Here is a 20,399-nt window from a genome sequence, read left to right as displayed (position 1 = left end):
CGCAGAGTCCTGCCGCAGCGCGCCCTGCCCCTCTTCTGGAACCCCCCTGTGTCCTACGCCTCAGAAACCCGGCGCCGCCGCACCTTTGCCATCATTTCCCACCCCGACGCCGGTAAGACGACGCTGACGGAAAAGCTGCTGCTGTTCTCGGGCGCGATCCAGATCGCCGGTGCCGTCAAGGGCCGCAAGGCCAGCCGCCATGCCACCTCGGACTGGATGGAGATCGAAAAGCAGCGCGGCATCTCGGTGGCCTCGTCGGTGATGCAGATGCTGTACCGCGAACACGTGATCAACCTGCTCGACACGCCCGGCCACAAGGACTTCTCGGAAGACACCTACCGCGTGCTCACCGCCGTCGATTCGGCGCTGATGGTGATCGACGCGGCCAACGGCGTGGAAGCGCAGACACGCCGCCTGATCGAGGTTTGCCGCCAGCGCGACACGCCCATCATCACCTTCGTGAACAAGATGGACCGCGAGGTGCGCGACCCGCTGGACATCATGGACGAGGTCGAGCGCGAACTGGGCATGCCCTGCTGCCCCATGACCTGGCCCGTGGGCCAGGGCAAGGCCTTCGGCGGCATCATCAACCTGCGCACCCAGACGATGACGGTGTTCGAGTCCGGCAGCGAGCGCCGCCCGCAGGACTTCGAGGCCATCCCGCTGTCCGACGAGGCCACGCTGCGTGCGCGCTTCGGCGCCGAGTTCGATGCGGCGCTGGAGAGCATGGAACTGGCCGTGGGCGCATCGCCCGCCTGGGACCACGAGGCCTTCCTGGCCGGCAAGCTCACGCCCGTGTTCTTCGGCTCGGGGGTGAACAACTTCGGGGTGATGGAAGTGCTCGACGCCCTGGTGGACATGGCCCCGCCGCCCGGCCCGCGCGTGAGCACGCTCGAGGTCAACAAGCAGCCCGTGGTCAAGACCATCCAGCCCGAGGACGAGGGCTTCGCCGGCGTGGTCTTCAAGGTGCAGGCCAACATGGACGCCAACCACCGCGACCGCATCGCCTTCGTGCGGGTGGCCTCGGGCAAGTACATGCCGGGCATGAAGCTCAAGGTGCAGCGCACCGCCAAGGAACTGCGCCCCACCAGCGTGGTGACCTTCATGAGCCAGCGCCGCGAGGCGGTGGAAGAAGCCTACGCGGGCGACATCATCGGCTTCACCACCCACGGCGGCGTGCAGCTCGGGGACACCATCACCGACGGCGCCAACCTGCAGTTCACCGGCCTGCCGTTCTTCGCGCCCGAGATGTTCATGACCGTGGTGCTCAAGAACCCCCTGCGCACCAAGCAGCTGCAGCAGGGCCTGGCCCAGCTGGGCGAGGAAGGCGCGATCCAGGTCTTCAAGCCCGACGCCGGCGGCAACATGCTGCTGGGCGCCGTGGGCCAGCTGCAGTTCGAGGTGGTGCAGCACCGCCTGAAGGCCGAGTACGACGCCGACGTGCGCCTGGAAGGCTGCCAGTACACGGGCGCCCGCTGGATCACGGCCGACAACGCGGCCGACCTGCGCGCCTTCACGGACGCCTACCCGCTGCGCCTGGCGCACGACGCGGCCGATACGCTGGCCTACCTGTGCACCAGCCCCTATGACGTGCGCCTGGCGCAGGAGCGGTTTCCCAAGATCCACTTCCACCCGCTGCGCGAGCATGCGGGCCTGGCGCTGCAGAAGGCGGGCTGAGCCCAGCGCCCCCCGCGTGCCCCATCTCTCTGCAATGTCCTTTCACAATAGGAAACCATGGGCTGCCTGGATGTGGCCCTTGCTGGGCTGCATGATCGGCTGGCTGCGCATCTACCCACAGATGAAGGGTGGACTGCACCCGGACGCTGAGTATGTTTATCTGCCAGCCGCAAGAGCGCTGCTGGATCAGGGCTGGTCTTTTTTTGCATCCGCTGCAAGCTACAGGGTCGCACCACTCGGCTATGTATGGCCCGCACTGTGGGGCGCCGATCCCGTCTGGATCCGTGGAGCCAACTGCGTGCTGTGGGCAGGCTGCATGCTGGCCGCATGGCGCTGCGCGACCTTGCTGGGTGGACTCCGCGCCGGTGTGGTCGCCATTGCGCTGCTCGCCTTGCACCCAGAACTGATCAAGTACTTCCCCACGGAGTTGACGGAGCCCATCTTCCTTTTCGGCCTTTTTGGCTGGCTCTGGACAATTGCCGAGTGGTTGATTGGTCAAAACGAATCGCGCACCCTGCGCGCGTCCAGTGCGGCGTTCCTGACGCTGACCCTGCTGTCGCGGCCTGTGCTGCAGTTGCTGGTTCCGCTGGGCCTGCTCGCCACCCTGCTTCTGGCATGGCACTGGCGCCGAAGCGCGCGGCCCCCTTGGCAAGCTGCCGCACGGCTGTGCAGGCAAATGGCCTGGATCCTCGGTATCAGCTTGGCATTGCCTGCCATGCTAACTTTGAAGAACGGGCTGCTTTTTGGACTCTGGGGGCTGGGAACGGGTGCCGGCACCGGCCTCTACCTGGGGGTGCACCCGCTGTTCCAGGGAACCGAGCCCGCGTTTCTCGGACTGGCCTATGACATCAACGATTTGGTCCTCAAGGTCACCGGGAACCGTGATCACCTGACCCTCGCTGCGGATCGTGTGGCGTCTTCCGCAGCCTGGATACAGATCGGTAGTCTGTCTTTGGGTGAAGGTCTTGCGTTTTTCTCACGCAAACTCTGGTGGTGGATGGCGCACCATCCTGCCTCACTCGCAGTGCACGGCAATGCGCTGCGCACCATCCGGCTGTTTGAATGGCTGGCCCTGGCGGCGTGCACCATCCACATGGCTTGGGTGTGGCGCCACGAGGGCTGGACCGCATTCCGGCATCGACTTCCAACTCCCCATTTCGCCTCCACCACAACGGCGTCGCCGCCATGGTCAGCAGGGCGGCAACTGGTGATGTGGCTGTTTCTCGCAGGAGTCGGCGGCCTAGTACTTGCACAGCTGCTGCCCATTCTCTACAACAGCCGCTATAGCTCTGCACTGCTCGACCCATGGTTGCTGTTGTTGACGGGCTTCAGCACCGCCTATTTTCTGCACCCATATCGGTTTGCGGGAGGTTGGCACCCCAGCCGATGGCACCTAGCCCTGATCGGCCGCAACCCGGCGACATGCCAGCGGGTCAACTTGTGGCCTGGGGTGATCACGTTACCCGCCTTGCTCGTGATCGCGGTGCTGTGCTTCAACACGGTCCGCCGCTATGAAATGGTAGCCATTGACAACAATCGTATAGGGGCGCACCGTGAACGGCTGGTTTTTTCGGACCATGCCGGCCTATCGGCGAGCGGGATGGCCCGCCAACCCGATGGACAGTGGCTGATGACCGAATCACCAGCGGTATTGGCCTTGTCCGTTTCCGCTGAGGAGGTCGCATCGCTCAGGCAGCAGCGGCGGTACAACGCGCTCTGGGAAGTCCACATGGCGGTCCAATCCCAGCGAATGAGCCGGTGCCGGATCGCGCACGTCACGTACACACGTCCCGAGCTCGGGACGGAGCGCCCCGTTTCGCGGGTCAATCTGCGGGCCGATGGCCAACCCCGCCTCTACGCCGTGCACGCCAATGCGGACTTGCGTCCCGATGCCGCAGGGGACCTGCGTTTGACATTCCATTGCCCGGTGGGCACATTGGTGCGATGGAACGGCGCACGCCTGCTGGAGTCCTTGTATACCGAACATGCCTACCAGCAACTCACGGGCCTTTGATGATGACAATGCAACTGAGTCTTCTTACCCTGCTGTGCGTAGTCTGCATTTCGGTTGGCCAACTGCTATTCAAACAGGCCGCCCAGTCGCTACCGCCGGAGCCTCAGATCCTCGACTGGGTGTTCAACGGATGGCTACTCGCATCGCTCGCGCTGTACGGTTTGACCACGCTTGGGTGGGTGTGGATCTTGCGGCATGCTCCACTGCATCTGGCCTATCCGTTTATGGGCCTGGCGTTCCTGATCGTGCCAGTGCTGGCCTGCCTGTTCCTTGGCGAACCGCTGCACTGGCGCACCCTGGCTGGCGGAGCGCTAATCCTTGCGGGCGTGGCCTTGGCATCGCACTGAGTCGCAGACACAAGGAAACCCAGATGCGCATTGCAGTCGCAATTCCCTGCTACAAGGTCACCCGGCATGTACTCGATGTGATTGCCGGCATCGGCCCCGACGTCGAGGTTGTCTACGCCGTCGATGACGCCTGCCCCGATGGCAGCGGACGTTTCATCGAGGAGAACAACCGCGATGCGCGCGTGCGGGTGCTGTACAACCCGCAGAACCGAGGCGTGGGCGGCGCCATCGTCACCGCCTACAAGGCAGCTATCGCCGACGGCATGGACATCGTGGTGAAAATAGATGGCGATGGCCAGATGAACCCGGCATTGCTGCCACAATTTGTGCGGCCGCTGCTGCGGGGTGAGGCCGACTATACGAAGGGCAACCGCTTCTTCCGGCCCGAGTCGGTGCAGGGCATGCCACCGGTGCGGCTGTTCGGCAACGCCGTACTGTCCTTCATGACCAAGCTCAGTTGCGGCTACTGGAACATCATGGATCCAACCAACGGTTATACGGCGGCGCGCACCTGCGTACTGGCCGAGTTGCCGCTGGACAAGCTCGAACAGCGCTATTTCTTCGAAACCGACATGCTGTTTCGCCTGAATACCGTGCGCGCCGTGGTCAAGGATGTCCCCATGGACGCTGTATATGCCAACGAACAATCGCACCTGGAGGTTGGCAGGGTGCTCCCGGAGTTCCTGCTCAAGCATGCATCACGGCTGTGGCGACGCTACATCTACAGTTACCTCGTCCGCGATTTCAATGTGGGCTCACTGTACAGTCTGGCGGGCCTGGCGTTGCTGAGCTTCGGGCTTTCGTTTGGCATCTATGGATGGATCAACGGAGTGCTTCATGCCGAGCCGGCAACCAGTGGCACGGTCATGCTGGCCGCGCTGCCTGTGATCGTTGGCATCCAATGCTGGATCGCCTTCCTCCACCACGACGTCAGCAATGTACCCGTCGAGCCACTGAGCCGACTTCTCGATGAGACCGCGTGACGGTCAAGGCTACCCGATGGATTTAGCGCCTCCGCCGTTCCCATGTCCTGGCTTGGAGCAAACCCCACCCGTTTTCGACAACCCTGGCGGCATTGACCACATCCCGGCGGCGGCTGGCTTCATCAACGCCTCGCCCGGCCTTCCAGGACGGGAGAAGTGACCACGGCCGTCTATGTGCTCTCGCACTATGCCGTGCTGGGGGCTCTCCTGCTGACTTGCTGGGGCACGGGCCGCATGGCCCTTGCCCGGCTCCAGGTGGAACTCCCGTCTCCAGTCCTGGCCATGGCGTTCTCCACTGCGGTCGGGCTGGGCGTCGCCATCTGCCTGCTGCAGGCGCTCGGAATCGCAGGTCTATTCAATAGATACTGGATCGCCGCCCTGGGGCTGGGGGGCTTCGTGATGGGCCTCACACAGGCCCTGTCCGAACACCGCAAAACACCATCGGTCTCAGACCGGCTGCCCACGGCAGGTTTTGGTGGCCAAGTTGCCCTGGCCTGCCTCGTCATCGCCATGGCCTCCTTGCTGGTCAGGCCGCTGTCGCCTCCCTTGGCCTGGGACGAGCTGATGTACCACCTGCCCCACGCGCGGCAATGGGCTGAGAGTGGCCGGCTTCAAGTCAATGCCCCGCTGCGATATCCCTGGTTCCCCTACAACTTCGACCTGCTGTATGCCGCCGCGCTGCTGTTCGGCAACGACGTGGTGCCGCACCTGCTGCATGCCTCGGCCGGGTGGCTGACCGCGTGGATGATCTACGGCTTGGGCGCGCTGCATCTGAACCGTGCCGCAGGATGCCTGGCAGCCGTCCTCTGGTTGGTGCTCACCAAGGCGGAGTTCGAAAATGCATACATCGACATGGGCGTCACGCTGTTTGTGCTGTGTGCCGCGGTCGCATTTCAGCAGGCTTGCAGCACCGCCAAGCGCCGGTGGTTGATTGCCAGCGGATTCCTGCTCGGCATCGCCTTGGGCTCCAAGTACCAGGCGCTTGGCCTGCTGCCTTTCTTCGCAGCAGCGTTGCTGGTCCGAGACCGGCGCACTTCCACCTGGCTGATCGTCATCGCCGCCACGGCGTTGCCGTGCATCTATTGGTACGCGCGCAACTTCATCTCCACGGGAGATCCCTTCAACCCGATTGGCGGCCCGCTCTTTGGCTTCAACGACTGGGATACCGGGGACTACAGAGCGCAGTTCGACGACTTGCGGCGCAATGCAGCGCTTCCGCACTGGGCGCTGTGGCCCGCATTGCTGGCACCCTTCGTCCCGACGCTGCGCCGTTCACCCGGAGGGCGCCAAGCCATGTGGCTCACTGCATGGATGCTGATTGTCTGGTGTTCCAGTTCGCGCTACCCCAGGTATTTGATGCCAGCGTACCCCTTACTGGCCCTTCTTTCCGTGGGCACCTGTCTGCCGTTGGTCCAGCGCTTGGCTGCACATTGGCCTGCGTCGCTCACGCGCGCCACGACCTGGCTGCTGCTGGGCACCCTCTCCGTCGCTGCCGGGATGGCGCTCCACAAACAAACCAAACATCTCGCAACCACCCCCGCGGCAAGAGAGCAATTGCTGCGTGCCGAGGTCAATGGCTATGGAATGTGGGAACACCTGCGGCTGCGCCCGGCGGGCCGGCTCTACCAACTCGGCCTGGAAGACTCTCTCTACTATGCCCCCCAGACTGTGTGGGGTGATGTATTCGGGCCGTGGCGCTACCGCGACGTACAGAATCTCTCTGCGCCGGCGTTGCACCGCAAGCTCGCCGCCGGTGGGTTCGACGCGCTTGTTGTCGACACGTCGCGCTTCCCCGATGTGACGAACCGACCGGGATTTTCCGAATGGTTCGAGTTGCTGCATACCGACCACCATGTCCGGCTATACCGCCTCTTGCCACATCTCTCCAACCTCCGGTGAAACAGGAGGGCTTCGAGACCACAACCCGCGGGGGGCGGGCGCGTGGAGATGAGTCCGTGTCTTCAAGCAACCTGAAAACACGCCCCTCGCCACCACCAAAATGCGCGACCGGCCTCAGGGCCGGTACTCCCACCCATGGGGATTGGTGTCCTTCTGCAAGCACAGCGCCAGCCCCAGCGCCGTGACCGACCCGCTGAAGCACACGAAGGTGGCCTGGTGGGTGCCCCACTCGCGCTGGCAGTGGTGCAGGAAGCCGGCCTTCAGGCGGCCCTGGCGGTGCTCTTCGGCCAGGGCCAGCACGGACGGGTTCCTGGCTTCGGCCTTGAACTCCACGACGAGGTCGCGCCATTCCGGGACCAGGCCATCGAGCTTGCCGGCCGCGCGCTGGCAGACGGCCGCTGAATCGCCGTGCGCCCGCGCCATGGCGGGGGCCGCAGCGCAGCACCCCGCCCACATGAAGAAGAAGAAGAAGAAGATCAAGGCCCCACGCTGCACGACAACTATCTCCCGGACAATGGCGCTCTCTTGCGCAAGAGCCGCAGCATAACGACATACCGCATGCAAGCCCTGAACCTTTGGCCCCCGGAGGCCCGCCGCGACCTGGTGGGCGTTTTCACCGACATCGACGACACCCTGACCACCGAGGGCGCCATCACGCCCGACGCGCTGCAGGCGCTGGCCGACCTGAAGGCGGCGGGCCTCGTGGTCATCCCCATCACCGGCCGGCCGATCGGCTGGTGCGAGCCCTTCATGACCGCAGGCGCGGGCGCGGCCTGGCCCGTGGATGCGATGGTGGCGGAGAACGGTGCCGTGGCGTTTGCGCGGGGCCCGGGCTCCGGGCAGCCGCTGGCCAAGCGCTACCAGCAGGACGCCGCCACGCGCAGCGCCAACCAGGCGCGCATGCGCGAGATCGCGGCCCTGGTGGCGGCCGAAGTGCCCGGCGTGGACTTGAGCAGCGACAGCGCGGGGCGCGAGACGGACATCGCGTTCGACTACGCCGAGTTCGCCCGGCATACGCCCGACACCGTGCAGCGGGTGCTGGCCGTGCTGCAGCGCGTGGGCATGCAGACCACGGTGAGCAGCATCCACATCCACGGCTGCTTCGGTGATTTCAACAAGTGGCAGGGCGCGAACTGGATCGTGCGCGCGCTGTGGGGCCGGGACCTGGCGCAGGAGCTGGACCGCTGGGTGTTCGTGGGCGATTCGGGCAACGACCAGGCGATGTTCGAGCACTTCACCCACAGCGTGGGCGTGGCCAACATCGCGCGCTTTGTGCCGCAGCTGCGGCACCTGCCGCGCTATGTGACAAAGGGCGAACGCGGCGCGGGGTTTGCCGAGGTGGCGCGGGCCATCCTGTCGGGCCACGGGCGCGGCCAGGCGCCGAGCGCCCAGCGAGCCACCCCTGGGCTTGAATGAAAACACCGCTTGGCGCTTGATAGGAAAGCGCCAATAGCTATATATTTTATAGCAAATTAACCACCCGACCCCACGCGGGTGCGCGGGCAGGCGGCGCGCCAGGACATGTACCGAAGGCCGCGCCGCAAGGCGCCCGGGCGCCGTGCCGCGTCGGCATGCGCTGCTGCACGGCCCGGCGGCTCCGTGGCAACTTTGGCAGGCTTGGCAAGCGTCGCAGGCCTATTCGGCGGGCTGGGGCGGCTTGCCCGCCCCGCGCGGTTTGCGCGCGCGGGTTGCCGCTGCCTTGGCGGGCGCGGCCGCAGGGGCCGCCGCCTTGGACGATGGCGCGGCCGGGGCCCCGGCATCGGCCTGCGCTGCGGCGCCCGCCGCGCCGGCCTTGCGCCCGCCGCTGCTCTTGCGCGGGGTGGATGCCGGGCGGCGGCTGCGGGGCGCGGGTGCCGGCGCAGGGGCATCGGGCAGCGCATCGCTCGCGGTCCCTTCCGCCGCCGCCACGGGCGCCTGCACGGGCACGTGCACGGGTTCCTCGTCCGCGAGGTCCTCGCCCTGCGCCGTCTCATGGCCGGATTGCGCCTGGGCCGTCACGGGCGCCGGCAGCTGCGGGCGAAAGTAGCTGCCCGCCGGGCGCTCCGGCAGCGCATCGTCGCGCGCGCCGGAAGCCGGCGGCTCGGCACGGGTTTCTGCCGGCATGTCCTGGCGCGCATCCGGCGGCATCGCCCCGGCGCGCGCAGCGGCATCGCCCCGGCGCCCGCGCGAACGACCGCCACGCCCACCGCCCTCGCTGCCGCCAGCGGATGCCTCCGGCACCGACGCGACCGCATGGAAATCATGGCGGAAGTACCCCGCCCCGCCCTGCCGCTCGGCGGGCGCGTCGGCTCGGCCCACGGGCTCGGCCCCCGTGGCCGCGGGACCGTGGCCCCGGAACACATACGCGCCCGATTTCTCGTCGCGCCCGAACTCCAGCAGCCCCCGCGCCTGCGCTTCTTCGAGCAGGTTGCCAAAGGTGCGAAAGCCGTAGTAGCCCTCGCTGAAATCGGGCTTGCGGCGCTTGATGGCTTCCTTGAGCACCGAGGCCCAGATCTTGCCGCTGTCGCCACGCTCGGAGGTCAGGGCCTCGAAGGTCTCCACCGCCAGCTCGACGCCCTGGGCGCGGCGCACCTCCTGGCTTTCCTTGCGATGGCGCTCTTCCTCGGGGGACCGGCGCGGTGCGGGTGCCGCGCCGGGGGGCTGGCGCCGGGCCAGCGCGCGCTGCTTCTCGCGCACGAGGTCGTCGTAGAAGATGAATTCGTCGCAGTTGGCGATCAGCAGGTCGGACGTGGACTGCTTCACGCCCACGCCGATGACCTGCTTGTTGTTCTCGCGCAGCTTGGACACCAGCGGCGAAAAGTCCGAGTCGCCGCTGATGATGACGAAGGTGTTGACATGCGACTTGGTGTAGCACAGGTCCAGCGCGTCCACCACCAGGCGGATGTCGGCCGAGTTCTTGCCCGACTGGCGCACATGGGGGATCTCGATCAGCTCGAAATTCGCCTCGTGCATGGTCGCCTTGAAGCCCTTGTAGCGCTCCCAGTCGCAATAGGCCTTCTTGACCACGATGGAGCCCTTGAGGAGCAGGCGCTCCAGCACGGGCTTGATGTCGAACTTTTCGTACTGCGCATCGCGCACGCCCAGGGCGACGTTTTCAAAGTCGCAAAACAGGGCCATGCTGATGCTGTCGGAGGGGGATGCCATAAATGCTCGCGGTGTTCCGTTCAATGTTGGGACGGATCATCACACGGAACGTCATACGCCCCTCCAGAGGCCACGTCGCGGTACCGATGAATAGCTTGAGCGCGGACCTTCAGTGACAAAAGTTTGCCAGCGAAACGTCGTAACTGGCGCGTCCCAGGCCAGTGCCCCCGCGCAAGGGCCGCCAAGCCGCTTGCGGCGCTTCACTTCCGTGCGCTGGGGGCGTCCCCCTCCCGCCAGCGCAGCGCAGCGAGAGAGGGGGAAGCGGCGCAGCCGCTCAGGGGGAGCTCACTTCAACTCGGCTTTGCCAGGCCCAGTTTCTCGACCAGCGCCTTCTCGCGCGTGAAGGTGTCCTGCGCGAATTTCTTGTACGCCGCCGTGCTCATGTACATCGGCACCATGTCGTAGCGGGCCAGGGCCGTGCGGTAGCTTTCCTGCTCCATGGCCTGCTTGAACGCGTCGTGCAGGCGCTTGACCACCGCATCGGGCGTGCCCTTGGGCGCGCCGATGCCAAAGGGCGAGTTCTGCACCAGGTTCAGGCCCAGCTCCTTGAGCGTGGGCGCATCGGGGAACTTGGCCAGGCGCTCGGCGCCCCAGGTGTTGAGCACGCGCAGCTTGCCGGCCTCGACCTGCGGCGCAAAACCGGTGGAGTCGGCCGCCGCCATGATCTGCCCGCCCAGGATGGACTGCATGAGGTCGGCGCTGCCCTTGTAGGGCACGTGCAGCAGCTCGATGCCCAGCTGCTGCGCGATGAGCTCCATGGTCAGGTGCGGGCTTGTCATGGTGCCGGTGGAGCCGTAGCTGAGCTTGCCGGGGTTGGCCTTGGCCCAGGCGACGAAGTGCGTCCAGGTCTTGAGCGGCGAGTCGGCGGGTACCACCAGGCCGAACGCATAGCCCGTGACGTTCAGCACGTAGCTGATGTCCTTGACCGGGTCCCAGTTGATCTTGGTGGTGTAGGGCAGGCGGAACACCCCGAGCGGGATCTGCGCCACCGTGTAGCCATCGGCAGCGGCCGATTGCAGCGCCTGCGCGGGCAGCGTGCCGCCGGCGCCCGGCTTGTTCTCCACGATCACGGGCTGGCCCAGGATCTTGCTGGCGTTGTCGGCCAGGGAGCGCATGGTGATGTCGGTGGGGCCGCCCGCCGGGAAGGCGATCACGAGCTTGATGGGCTTGTTGGGAAAGCTCTGGGCCTGAGCCAGGAATGCGGGGGCGGCGAGGCTGGCGGCTCCCCATTGGATGATCTGGCGGCGTTGCATGGCGGGCTCCTGAAAAGGCAAAACGAAGACCCCTTCATTGGACTGCAGCCACGGCGGCCAGGGCATGCGGAAACCCCCTAGCCGCTGTCGCCAACGCGGCACCCCTGGGCCGCGTTTCGCGCCTCGGTGCCACCGCCAGGGGCGGCGGCCGCCGCCGCTCGCCCGCGCCGCGCCGGTGGGGCGGGCATGGGCCGGAATGGGCTGTCCGCCAACCCCGGGGTTCAAGCCTTGTAGGTGGACAGCAGGATGCTGGTCTCGGTGTTGGCGATGCCGGGCGTGAGGCGGATGCGGCCCAGCGCCGCGTCGAACGCCTCCAGGCTCTCGGCGCGCACCTCGGCCACGATGTCCCAGCGGCCGTTGGTGGTGTGCAGCGTGCCCACCATGGGCTCGCCGCGCAGCGCGCGGATCACCTCGGGCGCGGCGTTGCCCTCCACCGCGATGCTCATCCACGCGCGGATGCGCTGCGGTTCGGAATCCGGCCGCAGGCGCACGGTGTAGCCCACGATCACGCCGCCCTCCTCCATCTTGTGCAGCCGGTTCTGCACCGTGCCGCGCGATACGCGCAGCTTCTGCGCGAGGGTGGCCACGGGGGTGCGCGCGTCGGCGCGCAGGATGCTGAGGATTTCCCGGTCGGTGTCGTCCAGCCTGTTCATAGTGGGCCTCATTGCTATCAGAGTGGCAGATTTTGCAGCATTTTGACCAGTTCTAAGGCTATTGGTTGGCGTGGGCTGCCAGCAAAATTCTCCCACCCCCTTCCTTGCACCATCCACCGCCATGCCCACACCTGCTTCCGCCCAGGCCCCCCGCGCCGTCGTGATGGTGCGCCCGCACCACTTTCACCCCAACCCGGAAACCGCGCACGACAACGCCTTCCAAACCCGGCCGTGGAACGCCACCGCGGCAGAGACGGCGCTCCAAGCCCATGCCGAAGTCACGCAGGCCGCCGCGCGGCTCGAAGCCGCGGGCGTGCGCGTGCACCTGTTCGAGGACCGGGGCGAGCGCCACGCGCCGGACGCCGTGTTTCCCAACAACTGGTTCTCCACCCACGCGGGCGGGCACGTGGCCGTGTACCCGATGTACGCCGCGAGCCGCCGGCGCGAGCGCCGCAGCGACGTGCTGGACCTGCTCAAGGCCGAGTACCGCGTGCAGGACGTGATCGACTACTCGGGCCTCGAGGCCGACGGCATGTTCCTCGAAGGCACGGGCGCCATGGTGCTCGACCACATCTCCCGGGTCGCCTACACCGCGCAGTCGAACCGCGCCGACCCCGTGGCCCTGGAGCGCTTTTGCACCCACTTCAACTACGAGCCCATGGTGTTCGCCACCGCCGACGCGCGGGGGCAGCCCTGCTACCACACCAACGTGATGCTCTGCGTGGGCACCGATTTCGCGCTGGGCGGCTTCTACATGATCACCGACCCGGCGCGGCGCGAGGCCGTGCGCGAGCGCCTGCGCGAAACCGGGCGCGAGGTGATCGAACTGAGCGCGGCGCAGATCGCCGACTTCGCAGGCAACGCGCTGGAACTCACGGGCGCCCAGGGCCGCGTGCTGGCCCTGTCGTCGCGCGCGGCGGCCAGCCTGGCGCCCGCGCAAAAGGCCGTGATCGAGCGCAGCGCCCGCCTGCTGCCGCTGGCCGTGCCCACCATCGAACTGGCCGGGGGCTCGGTGCGCTGCATGCTGGCGGGCATCCATCTGGCGCGGCGCCATGCCCCCGTATCCACGGAAATCCATATCAAAGTGGCCGCTAGCGCCTTCTGAACAACCGCGGACAGCTATACATTCAATAGCTAATTCAATCCCGGGAAGGCGGCGGCAACGCCTGCGTGTGCAGCCGCGCATCGCACCCCACGCCCGAGGCGATCCAGCGCCGCGCCAGCGCCGACAGCGCGCGCACGGCCCAGGGGTGGTCCAGGCCGGTCACGCCGGCGGGGTCGGCCACCATGCCGCACCAGTAGCGCTGGTCGGCATCGCTCCAGCGCAGGGCCGTGCACGGCCCCGTGCGGCGCCGCGACACCAGCATGCCCAGCGGGCAGGGCTCCGCCAGGCAGCACAGCCCGCAGCCATTGCAGGGCGCGCCTTCCGGGGGCTTGGGCGGTGCCTGGGTGTGCAGCCACACCACGGCGTGCGGACCAGGGGATTGTGCGGGCATGGAGAAAGCGGATCGAATGGACCGCGCGCAGCGGCCTCGGGCCGCAGCGCTCAGGCCTGCATTGTGGCGCCATGCACGCATGGGCGCGTGGCGCGCCCGCAGGCCGGCCGCAGGGGCATGCACGCAAAAAAGCCCCGCGCGGCCGGGGCCACGGGGGCTGAACCGGTCGAGAGGACCGGGAGAGGGAGACAAGCAAGGGGGAGCGAGCTGCCCCGGAATCAGCAAGGCCGCATCAGCATCCCAGCGGGCGGTTCGGGCGCATGGGGACGATGCCCGAGACACGCAGCGTGGCGCTGGAGCCGTCGGTGGCGGTGAGCGTCTTGCCGGTGAAGCGCACCTGGTTGCTCTCGCGCACCACGGCCGTGTCGGTGGGCTCGCCGCTCGCGTATTCCTTGCCGTCGAAGGTCAGGAACACCTGGTGCAGGCCGGTGGCGTCGGGGCGGTAGCGGATGTCGCCAAAGGCCGTGGCCGACGATCCCACCTTGTTGGCACCGTCGAAGCGGAAGGCGCACAGCTCGGGCACGGAACCGACAGGGTTTTCCTTGTCCACGTCCGTGAGGTTCAGCGTGCCGTTGCCATACACGCCGTTGAGGCCGTCCAGGGTGGCGCTGCTCACGGTGAGCACGCCGGGCTCATTGCTGGGCGTCGGATCGTCGTCATTGCCGCCGCCGCAGGCGACCAGCAGAACGGAGGTGGCTGCAAGGGCAGCGCAGGTCTTGAGCAGTGATTTCATGGTGATGGGTCCGTAGGAGTTGGTGGAGATGTGCGGGGCCGCTGCGCCTGGCGCCAACCCCTGCACTGAATCCTAGAAACCTCACCCCGCGCCGCGCGTGCGCCATGTTCCGCGCCGTGCGTAGGACATGGGCCGACAGTGGCGTGCGCCACCGCCGGGCCCTCCGGTCACCGCGCCAGCACCGCCGCCAGCGCCTTGCCGGTGTGCGTGCCCAGCCGCACCACCTCTTCCGGCACGGTGGCCGCCACGATGCGGCCGCCCTCCCTGCCCCCTTCCGGGCCGAGGTCGATGATCCAGTCGGCCTCGGCGATCACGTCGAGGTCGTGCTCGATCACCACCACGCTGTGGCCGCCGTCGACCAGGCGGTGCAGCACGCGGATGAGCTTGTCCACGTCGGCCATGTGCAGGCCCACCGTGGGTTCGTCCAGCACGTAGAGCGTGTGCGGCACCTTCTGGCCCCGGCGGCCCACCTCGTCGCGCACCTTGGTCAGCTCGGTCACGAGCTTGATGCGCTGCGCCTCGCCGCCCGAGAGCGTGGGCGAGGGCTGGCCCAGCGTGAGGTAGCCCAGGCCCACGTCCTTCAGGAGCTGCAGCGGGTGCGCGATGGAGGGCATGCTGGCGAAGAACTCCACCGCCTCGTCCACCTCCATCTGCAGCACGTCGCCGATGCTCTTGCCGCGCCAGGTCACGGCCAGCGTCTCGGGGTTGAAGCGCGCGCCGTGGCAGGTCTCGCAGGGCACCTTCACGTCGGGCAGGAAGCTCATCTCGATGGTGCGCACGCCCGCGCCCTCGCAGCTCGCGCAGCGGCCCTCGCCGGTGTTGAAGGAAAAGCGCCCGGCCGCGTAGCCGCGCGCCTTGGCCTCCAGCGTTTCGGCGAACAGCTTGCGGATGGTGTCCCAGAAGCCGATGTAGGTGGCCGGGCAGCTGCGCGGCGTCTTGCCGATGGGGGTCTGGTCCACTTCGAGCACGCGGTCGATGCTCTCGAAGCCCGACAGGCCCGTGCAGCCCACCAGCGGCGGCGCCTTGCCCGCGTCCATCGCGTCGCGCCCGGCCTTGGTGGCGCGCTGCTGCACCCAGGCCTGTACGTTGGCCAGCAGCACGTCGCGCGCCAGCGTGGACTTGCCCGAGCCGCTCACGCCCGTGACGGCCACCAGGCGGTGCAGCGGCACGGTGGCCGTCACGTCCTGCAGGTTGTGCAGGTGCGCACCGTGCACGGTAAGCCAGCGGATCGCGGCGCGCGCCTTGGCATCGGCCAGCGCATCGGCCGTGAGCGCCGCCGCCGCCGCGGCCCGCTTCTTGACCGCGGCGCTCTGCCGGCCCTTGGGCACGTCGGCGGGTTCGCCCAGCGCGAGGGCCTCGGCGCTCAGCTCGCTCGGCAGCATGCTGCGGCGCAGCTGCAGCGGGTGTTTCATGGCGTGCAGCAGGTAGCGGCCGGTCTGGGATTCGGGCGCGCCGGTGATGTCGTCCACGCTGCCCTGCGCCACCAGCCGCCCGCCGCGCTTGCCCGCGCTCGGGCCGATGTCGATGATGTGGTCCGCGCGGCGGATGGTGTCCTCGTCGTGCTCCACCACCACCAGCGTGTTGCCCTTGTCGCCCAGCTTGTGCAGGGCGTTGAGCAGGATCTGGTTGTCGCGCGCATGCAGGCCGATGGTGGGCTCGTCGAGCACGTAGCACACGCCCTGCAGGTTGCTGCCCAGCTGCGCGGCCAGGCGGATGCGCTGCGCCTCGCCGCCGCTGAGCGTGGGCGCGCCCCGGTCGAGCGTGAGGTAGGACAGGCCCACTTCCTCCAGGAATTCGAGCCGGCTCTGGATCTCGGGCACGAGGTCGCGGGCGATGTCGGCCTCGCGCCGGCTCATGCCGCCTTCGATCTGCAGGGTCTCGATCCAGCGGCGCACGTCCGTCACCGACAGCGCGGCGATGTCGGTGATGCCGATGCCCGCGAACCGCACCGCGCGCGCCGTGGCGTTCAGGCGCGTGCCCTGGCAGCTGGGGCAGGCGGTGTCGGCCAGGTCTTCCACCTCGGGCTCGGCGAAGGTCTGCTCGCGGCCCTTTTCCTTGTCGTCCTGCACCGAGTCGTCGAACACCTTGCGCTGGTCGCGGGTGAGCTTGACGCCCGTGCCCACGCAATCGGGGCACCAGCCGTGCTTGCTGTTGTAACTGAACAGGCGCGGGTCCAGCTCGGCATAGCTGGTGGCGCACACGGGGCAGGCGCGCTTGGTGGAAAAGGCCTGCAGCTGGCCGATGCCCGCCGTGGGCTGGCCGCTTTCCATGGCGGCGCGCAGGTCGCCGATGCTGCTGAGCACGTGCACCACGCCCTTGCCGTGCGTGAGGGCCTCGGCCAGCGAGGCGCGCAGCAGCGCCTCGTTCCCTGCGGACACCTCGACGCTGGCCACGGGCAGTTCGATGGTGTGCTCCTTGAAGCGGTCGATGCGCGGGAAATGGGTGGTGGGCAGGAAATTGCCGTCCACCCGCAAATGCGTGTAGCCGCGCGGCCGCGCCCAGTCCGCCAGTTCGGTGTACACGCCCTTGCGGTTCATCACCAGCGGCGCGAGCAGCCCGATGTGCTGGCCCCGGAACTGCGTGAGCAGCTGGGCGGCGATGCTCTCGGGCGTCTGCGGCTGCACGGCCGCGCCGTCCTTCACGCAGTGCTGGGTGCCGAGCTTGACGTACAGCAGGCGCAGGAAGTGCCACACCTCGGTGGTGGTGCCCACCGTGGACTTGCGCCCGCCGCGCGACAGGCGCTGCTCGATGGCCACGGTGGGCGGTATGCCGTACACCGCATCCACCTCGGGCCGGCCCGCGGGCTGCACGATGGAGCGGGCATAGGCGTTGAGCGATTCGAGGTAGCGCCGCTGCCCCTCGTTGAACAGGATGTCGAACGCGAGCGTGGACTTGCCCGAGCCGCTCACGCCCGTGACCACGTTGAATTGGCCGCGCGGGATGTTCACGCTCAGGTTCTTGAGGTTGTGCTCCTTGGCGTTGACGATTTCAATGGCGTTTTTGGCCGCTGGCGCTTTATCCATGAGCGCAGAGCGCTCCTGTTTTCGTAGCGCCGCGGCTTTTTCGTGCACCGAGTGGCCGCCGATGCCCAGCGTGAGTTCGTAGTCGCGCAGCGCCAGGCCCGTGTGCGAGGTGGCGTGCTGGCGCACGTCCTCGGGCGTGCCCTCGGCCACGACGAGGCCGCCCGCGTCGCCGCCCTCGGGGCCCAGGTCGATGAGCCAGTCGCTCGCGCGGATCACGTCCAGGTTGTGCTCGATGACGATGAGCGAGTGCCCCGCGTCGATGAGCTTGCGCAGCGCGCGCATGAGCTTGGCGATGTCGTCGAAGTGCAGGCCCGTGGTGGGCTCGTCGAACAGGAACAGCGTGCCCTTGCGCGCCACGGCCTGTCGCGACTTGCTTTGCACACGGGCCGCCTCGGCCAGGAAGCCCGCGAGTTTGAGGCGCTGCGCCTCGCCGCCGCTGAGCGTGGGCACGGGCTGGCCCAGTGCCACGTATTCCAGCCCCACGTCCACGATGGGCTGCAGCGCACGGATCACGTCGCGGTCGGCGGCGAACAGCGCGGCGGCTTCGGCCACGGTCAGGGCCAGCACGTCGGCCACGTTGAGCGTGCGGCCACCGCGCTCGATGGTGATCTCCAGGATCTCGGGGCGGTAGCGCTTGCCGTCGCAGTCCGGGCAGCGCAGGTACACGTCCGACAAGAACTGCATCTCCACATGCTCGAAGCCCGAGCCGCCGCAGGTGGGGCAGCGCCCGTCGCCGCTGTTGAAGCTGAACTTGGCGGCTGTGTAGCTGCGCTGTTTGGACAGCGGCGCGACGGCGAACAGCTCGCGGATGCTGTCCCATGCGCCCACATAGCTCACCGGGTTGGAGCGCGCGGTCTTGCCGATGGGCGACTGGTCCACGAACACCACGTCCGACAGGTGGTCGGCGCCCAGCATGCGGTCGTGCGCGCCCGGCGTGTCGGTGGCCTTGCCGAAGTGGCGCAGCAGCGCGGGGGCCAGCACGTCCTGGATCAGGCTCGACTTGCCCGAGCCGCTCACGCCGGTGACGGTGACCAGGCGCTGCAGCGGGAACTCGACCGACACGTTCTGCAGGTTGTGCTCGCGCGCGCCTTCGAGGATGAGGCGCGGCGTGGCCTCGGTCACCATGCGCTTGAAGCCGAAGCCCACGTGCTTGCGCCCGCCCAGGTAGGCGCCGGTGAGCGTGTCGGCATGGCGCAGGTCGGCCGTTGTGCCGTCGAACACGATCTGCCCGCCCAGGCGGCCGGGGCCGGGGCCCATGTCGATCATGCGGTCGGCCGCGAGCATCACGGCCGGGTCGTGCTCGACCACCACCAGGGTGTTGCCCGCGTCGCGCAGGCGCAGCATGGCCTCGGTGATGCGGTGCATGTCGCGCGGGTGCAGGCCGATGCTGGGCTCGTCCAGCACGAACAGCGTGTTGACCAGCGAGGTGCCCAGCGCCGTGGTCAGGTTGATGCGCTGCACCTCGCCGCCGCTCAGTGTGCGGCTTTGGCGGTCCAGCGTCAGGTAGCCGATGCCCACGTCGCACAGGTACTTCAGGCGCGTGGTGATTTCTTCATGCAGGAGTTTCAGCGCCTGCGCATCGCCACCGGCCGCCGCGTCGCCCACGGGCAGCTCCATGCGGTCGAAGAAGCGGCGCAGCCGGTCGATGGGCAGCAGCATCAGGTCGTGCAGGCACAGGCCGGGCAGGGCTTCGAGCTGCTCGCGCGACCACAACACGCCCTCGGGCATGAAGCGGCGGGCAGGATCGACCGCGGCGTCCGCATCCTCCTTGCTGCCCACGCGCCAGAGCAGGCTCTCGGTCTTGAGGCGCGCGCCCGCGCAGGTGGGGCACGGCGTGTAGCTGCGGTACTTGGACAGCAGCACGCGGATGTGCATCTTGTAGGCCTTGCTCTCCAGGTACTCGAAGAAGCGCTTGATGCCGTACCACTGCTTGCTCCACTGCCCGTCCTTGTAGCCCGGCGTGCCGCCGATGACCCATTTCTTCTGGTCGTCGGTGAGCTTGTACCAGGGGGTGTCGCGCGGGATGCCGGCCGCCTCGGCATGGCGCATGAGGTCGTCCTGCGCTTCCTTCCAGGCGGGGGTCTGGATGGTCTTGATCGCCCCCGCGCGCAGCGTGAGCCTGTCGTTGGGGATCACGAGGCCGTAGTCCACGCCGATCACGCGGCCGAAGCCCCGGCAGCTCTCGCAGGCGCCCACGGCGGAGTTGAACGAGAACATCGAGGGAATGGGGTCGCTGTAGCGCAGGTCGCTGTCGGGGCAGTGCAGGCCGGTCGAGAAGCGCCACAGCTCGGGCTCGCCCTCGTCCACGAGGCGGTACACGTTCAGGCGCCCCGTGCCGCGCTTGAGCGCGACCTCGATGGCCTCGACCACGCGCGCCTTCTCGGCATGGCCCAGGCGGAACCGGTCGGCCACCACATCGAGCACCTTGCGCGGGCCCGTGGGCGTGGCCACCTCGCGCTCGGCCTGCACCTTGGTGAAGCCGCTGGCGGACAGCCACTGCTCGACCTGCTCGGCCGACGTGCCGCCCGGCAGCTCCACGGGGAATGTCAGCACGATGCGGGGGTCGCCGGCCTCGGCGCCGCGGCGCTGCAGCTCGGCGTAGATGGTCTCGGGCGAGTCGTGGCGCACCGGCTGGGCGGTCTGCTTGTCGAACAGCTGTCCGGCGCGCGCGAACAGGAGCTTCAGGTGGTCGTTGAGCTCCGTCATCGTGCCCACGGTGGAGCGGCTGGAGCGCACGGGGTTGGTCTGGTCGATGGCGATGGCGGGCGGCACGCCCTCGACCTTGTCCACCGCCGGCTTGTCCATGCGGTCGAGGAACTGGCGCGCGTAGGCGCTGAAGGTCTCCACGTAGCGGCGCTGGCCCTCGGCGTACAGCGTGTCGAACACCAGGCTGGACTTGCCCGAGCCGCTGGGGCCGGTGACCACGGTGAGTTCCCCCGTGCGGATGTCCAGATCCAGGTTCTTGAGGTTGTGCTGGCGTGCGCCGCGGATACGGATCAGTCCCTGGGTCATGGAGGCAGTCTTTTTCGAGGGTGAGGCGGGACATTCTAGGCACCGCCTCGGACCCCGTCCGGCCATGCCGCAATAGCCCCTGATCGCACATCTGCTGACAAGTCCTGTCACACCTTCGGGTTATGCCGATTCGCAAACCGAGGACATTTGTCTAGAGTGGCCGGA

14 protein-coding genes are annotated in these 20,399 nt (G+C 67.8%); 7 read left to right on the top strand and 7 right to left on the bottom strand.

Annotation, left to right across the window (positions count from 1 at the left end):
• The first annotated feature begins 48 nt into the window (after positions 1–48).
• The 5 genes from AC1RCS_RS10780 to AC1RCS_RS10760 all read left to right on the top strand — a co-directional run bounded on the left by AC1RCS_RS10780 (position 49) and on the right by AC1RCS_RS10760 (position 6,920).
• Positions 49–1,677 carry a peptide chain release factor 3 gene (locus tag AC1RCS_RS10780; protein WP_218296249.1) on the top strand — a complete coding sequence of 543 codons (1,629 nt, stop codon included), beginning with the start codon at positions 49–51 and terminating at the stop codon, positions 1,675–1,677.
• Positions 1,678–1,768: 91 nt separating this feature from the next.
• Positions 1,769–3,691, top strand: a complete 1,923-nt coding sequence (locus tag AC1RCS_RS10775) for a hypothetical protein (protein ID WP_492244663.1) — start codon at positions 1,769–1,771, stop codon at positions 3,689–3,691.
• A 2-nt stretch (positions 3,692–3,693) separates the two neighbouring features.
• Entirely contained in the window at positions 3,694–4,038 is a 345-nt protein-coding gene (locus AC1RCS_RS10770) for an EamA family transporter (RefSeq protein WP_492244664.1), read from the top strand.
• Between the two features lie 23 nt (positions 4,039–4,061).
• Positions 4,062–5,021 carry a glycosyltransferase family 2 protein gene (locus tag AC1RCS_RS10765; protein ID WP_492244665.1) on the top strand — a complete coding sequence of 320 codons (960 nt, stop codon included), beginning with the start codon at positions 4,062–4,064 and terminating at the stop codon, positions 5,019–5,021.
• Between the two features lie 156 nt (positions 5,022–5,177).
• Positions 5,178–6,920, top strand: coding sequence for an ArnT family glycosyltransferase (locus AC1RCS_RS10760; RefSeq protein WP_492244666.1), 1,743 nt, complete (start codon positions 5,178–5,180; stop codon positions 6,918–6,920).
• 114 nt (positions 6,921–7,034) lie between these two features.
• On the opposite strand, the gene AC1RCS_RS10755 is transcribed toward AC1RCS_RS10760, so the two are convergent.
• Positions 7,035–7,415 carry a hypothetical protein gene (locus AC1RCS_RS10755; protein ID WP_492266990.1) on the bottom strand — a complete coding sequence of 127 codons (381 nt, stop codon included), beginning with the start codon at positions 7,413–7,415 and terminating at the stop codon, positions 7,035–7,037.
• A gap of 63 nt (positions 7,416–7,478) precedes the next feature.
• On the opposite strand from AC1RCS_RS10755, the gene AC1RCS_RS10750 reads away from it, so the two are divergent.
• Positions 7,479–8,336 carry an HAD family hydrolase gene (locus AC1RCS_RS10750; RefSeq protein WP_492244668.1) on the top strand — a complete coding sequence of 286 codons (858 nt, stop codon included), beginning with the start codon at positions 7,479–7,481 and terminating at the stop codon, positions 8,334–8,336.
• A 219-nt stretch (positions 8,337–8,555) separates the two neighbouring features.
• Here the strand turns inward: AC1RCS_RS10750 and AC1RCS_RS10745 are convergent, their stop codons facing one another.
• The 3 genes from AC1RCS_RS10745 to AC1RCS_RS10735 form a co-directional block, all read right to left on the bottom strand.
• Complete coding sequence (locus AC1RCS_RS10745; RefSeq protein WP_492244669.1) at positions 8,556–10,064, bottom strand: NYN domain-containing protein; 1,509 nt, start codon at positions 10,062–10,064, stop codon at positions 8,556–8,558.
• Positions 10,065–10,354: 290 nt separating this feature from the next.
• Entirely contained in the window at positions 10,355–11,317 is a 963-nt protein-coding gene (locus tag AC1RCS_RS10740; protein ID WP_218296253.1) for a Bug family tripartite tricarboxylate transporter substrate binding protein, read from the bottom strand.
• 221 nt (positions 11,318–11,538) lie between these two features.
• On the bottom strand, positions 11,539–11,970 hold the full coding sequence (locus AC1RCS_RS10735) for an Lrp/AsnC family transcriptional regulator (protein ID WP_218296254.1): 432 nt from the start codon (positions 11,968–11,970) through the stop codon (positions 11,539–11,541).
• A gap of 121 nt (positions 11,971–12,091) precedes the next feature.
• On the opposite strand from AC1RCS_RS10735, the gene ctlX reads away from it, so the two are divergent.
• Positions 12,092–13,075, top strand: coding sequence for a citrulline utilization hydrolase CtlX (gene ctlX / locus AC1RCS_RS10730; protein WP_492244670.1), 984 nt, complete (start codon positions 12,092–12,094; stop codon positions 13,073–13,075).
• A 34-nt stretch (positions 13,076–13,109) separates the two neighbouring features.
• Here ctlX and AC1RCS_RS10725 read toward each other — a convergent pair whose 3' ends face one another.
• From AC1RCS_RS10725 to uvrA, 3 genes are all read right to left on the bottom strand, one after another.
• A complete protein-coding gene (locus tag AC1RCS_RS10725) occupies positions 13,110–13,466 on the bottom strand; it encodes a hypothetical protein (protein WP_492244671.1) in 357 nt (118 codons plus the stop codon).
• Between the two features lie 232 nt (positions 13,467–13,698).
• Entirely contained in the window at positions 13,699–14,199 is a 501-nt protein-coding gene (locus tag AC1RCS_RS10720) for a hypothetical protein (protein WP_369643462.1), read from the bottom strand.
• A gap of 167 nt (positions 14,200–14,366) precedes the next feature.
• On the bottom strand, positions 14,367–20,234 hold the full coding sequence (gene uvrA, locus AC1RCS_RS10715) for an excinuclease ABC subunit UvrA (RefSeq protein WP_492244672.1): 5,868 nt from the start codon (positions 20,232–20,234) through the stop codon (positions 14,367–14,369).
• Positions 20,235–20,399 lie beyond the last annotated feature (165 nt).

Source organism: Acidovorax sp. GW823-FHT01C06 (genome assembly GCF_058798375.1).
This window is presented reverse-complemented; position numbering and strand designations above follow the sequence as displayed.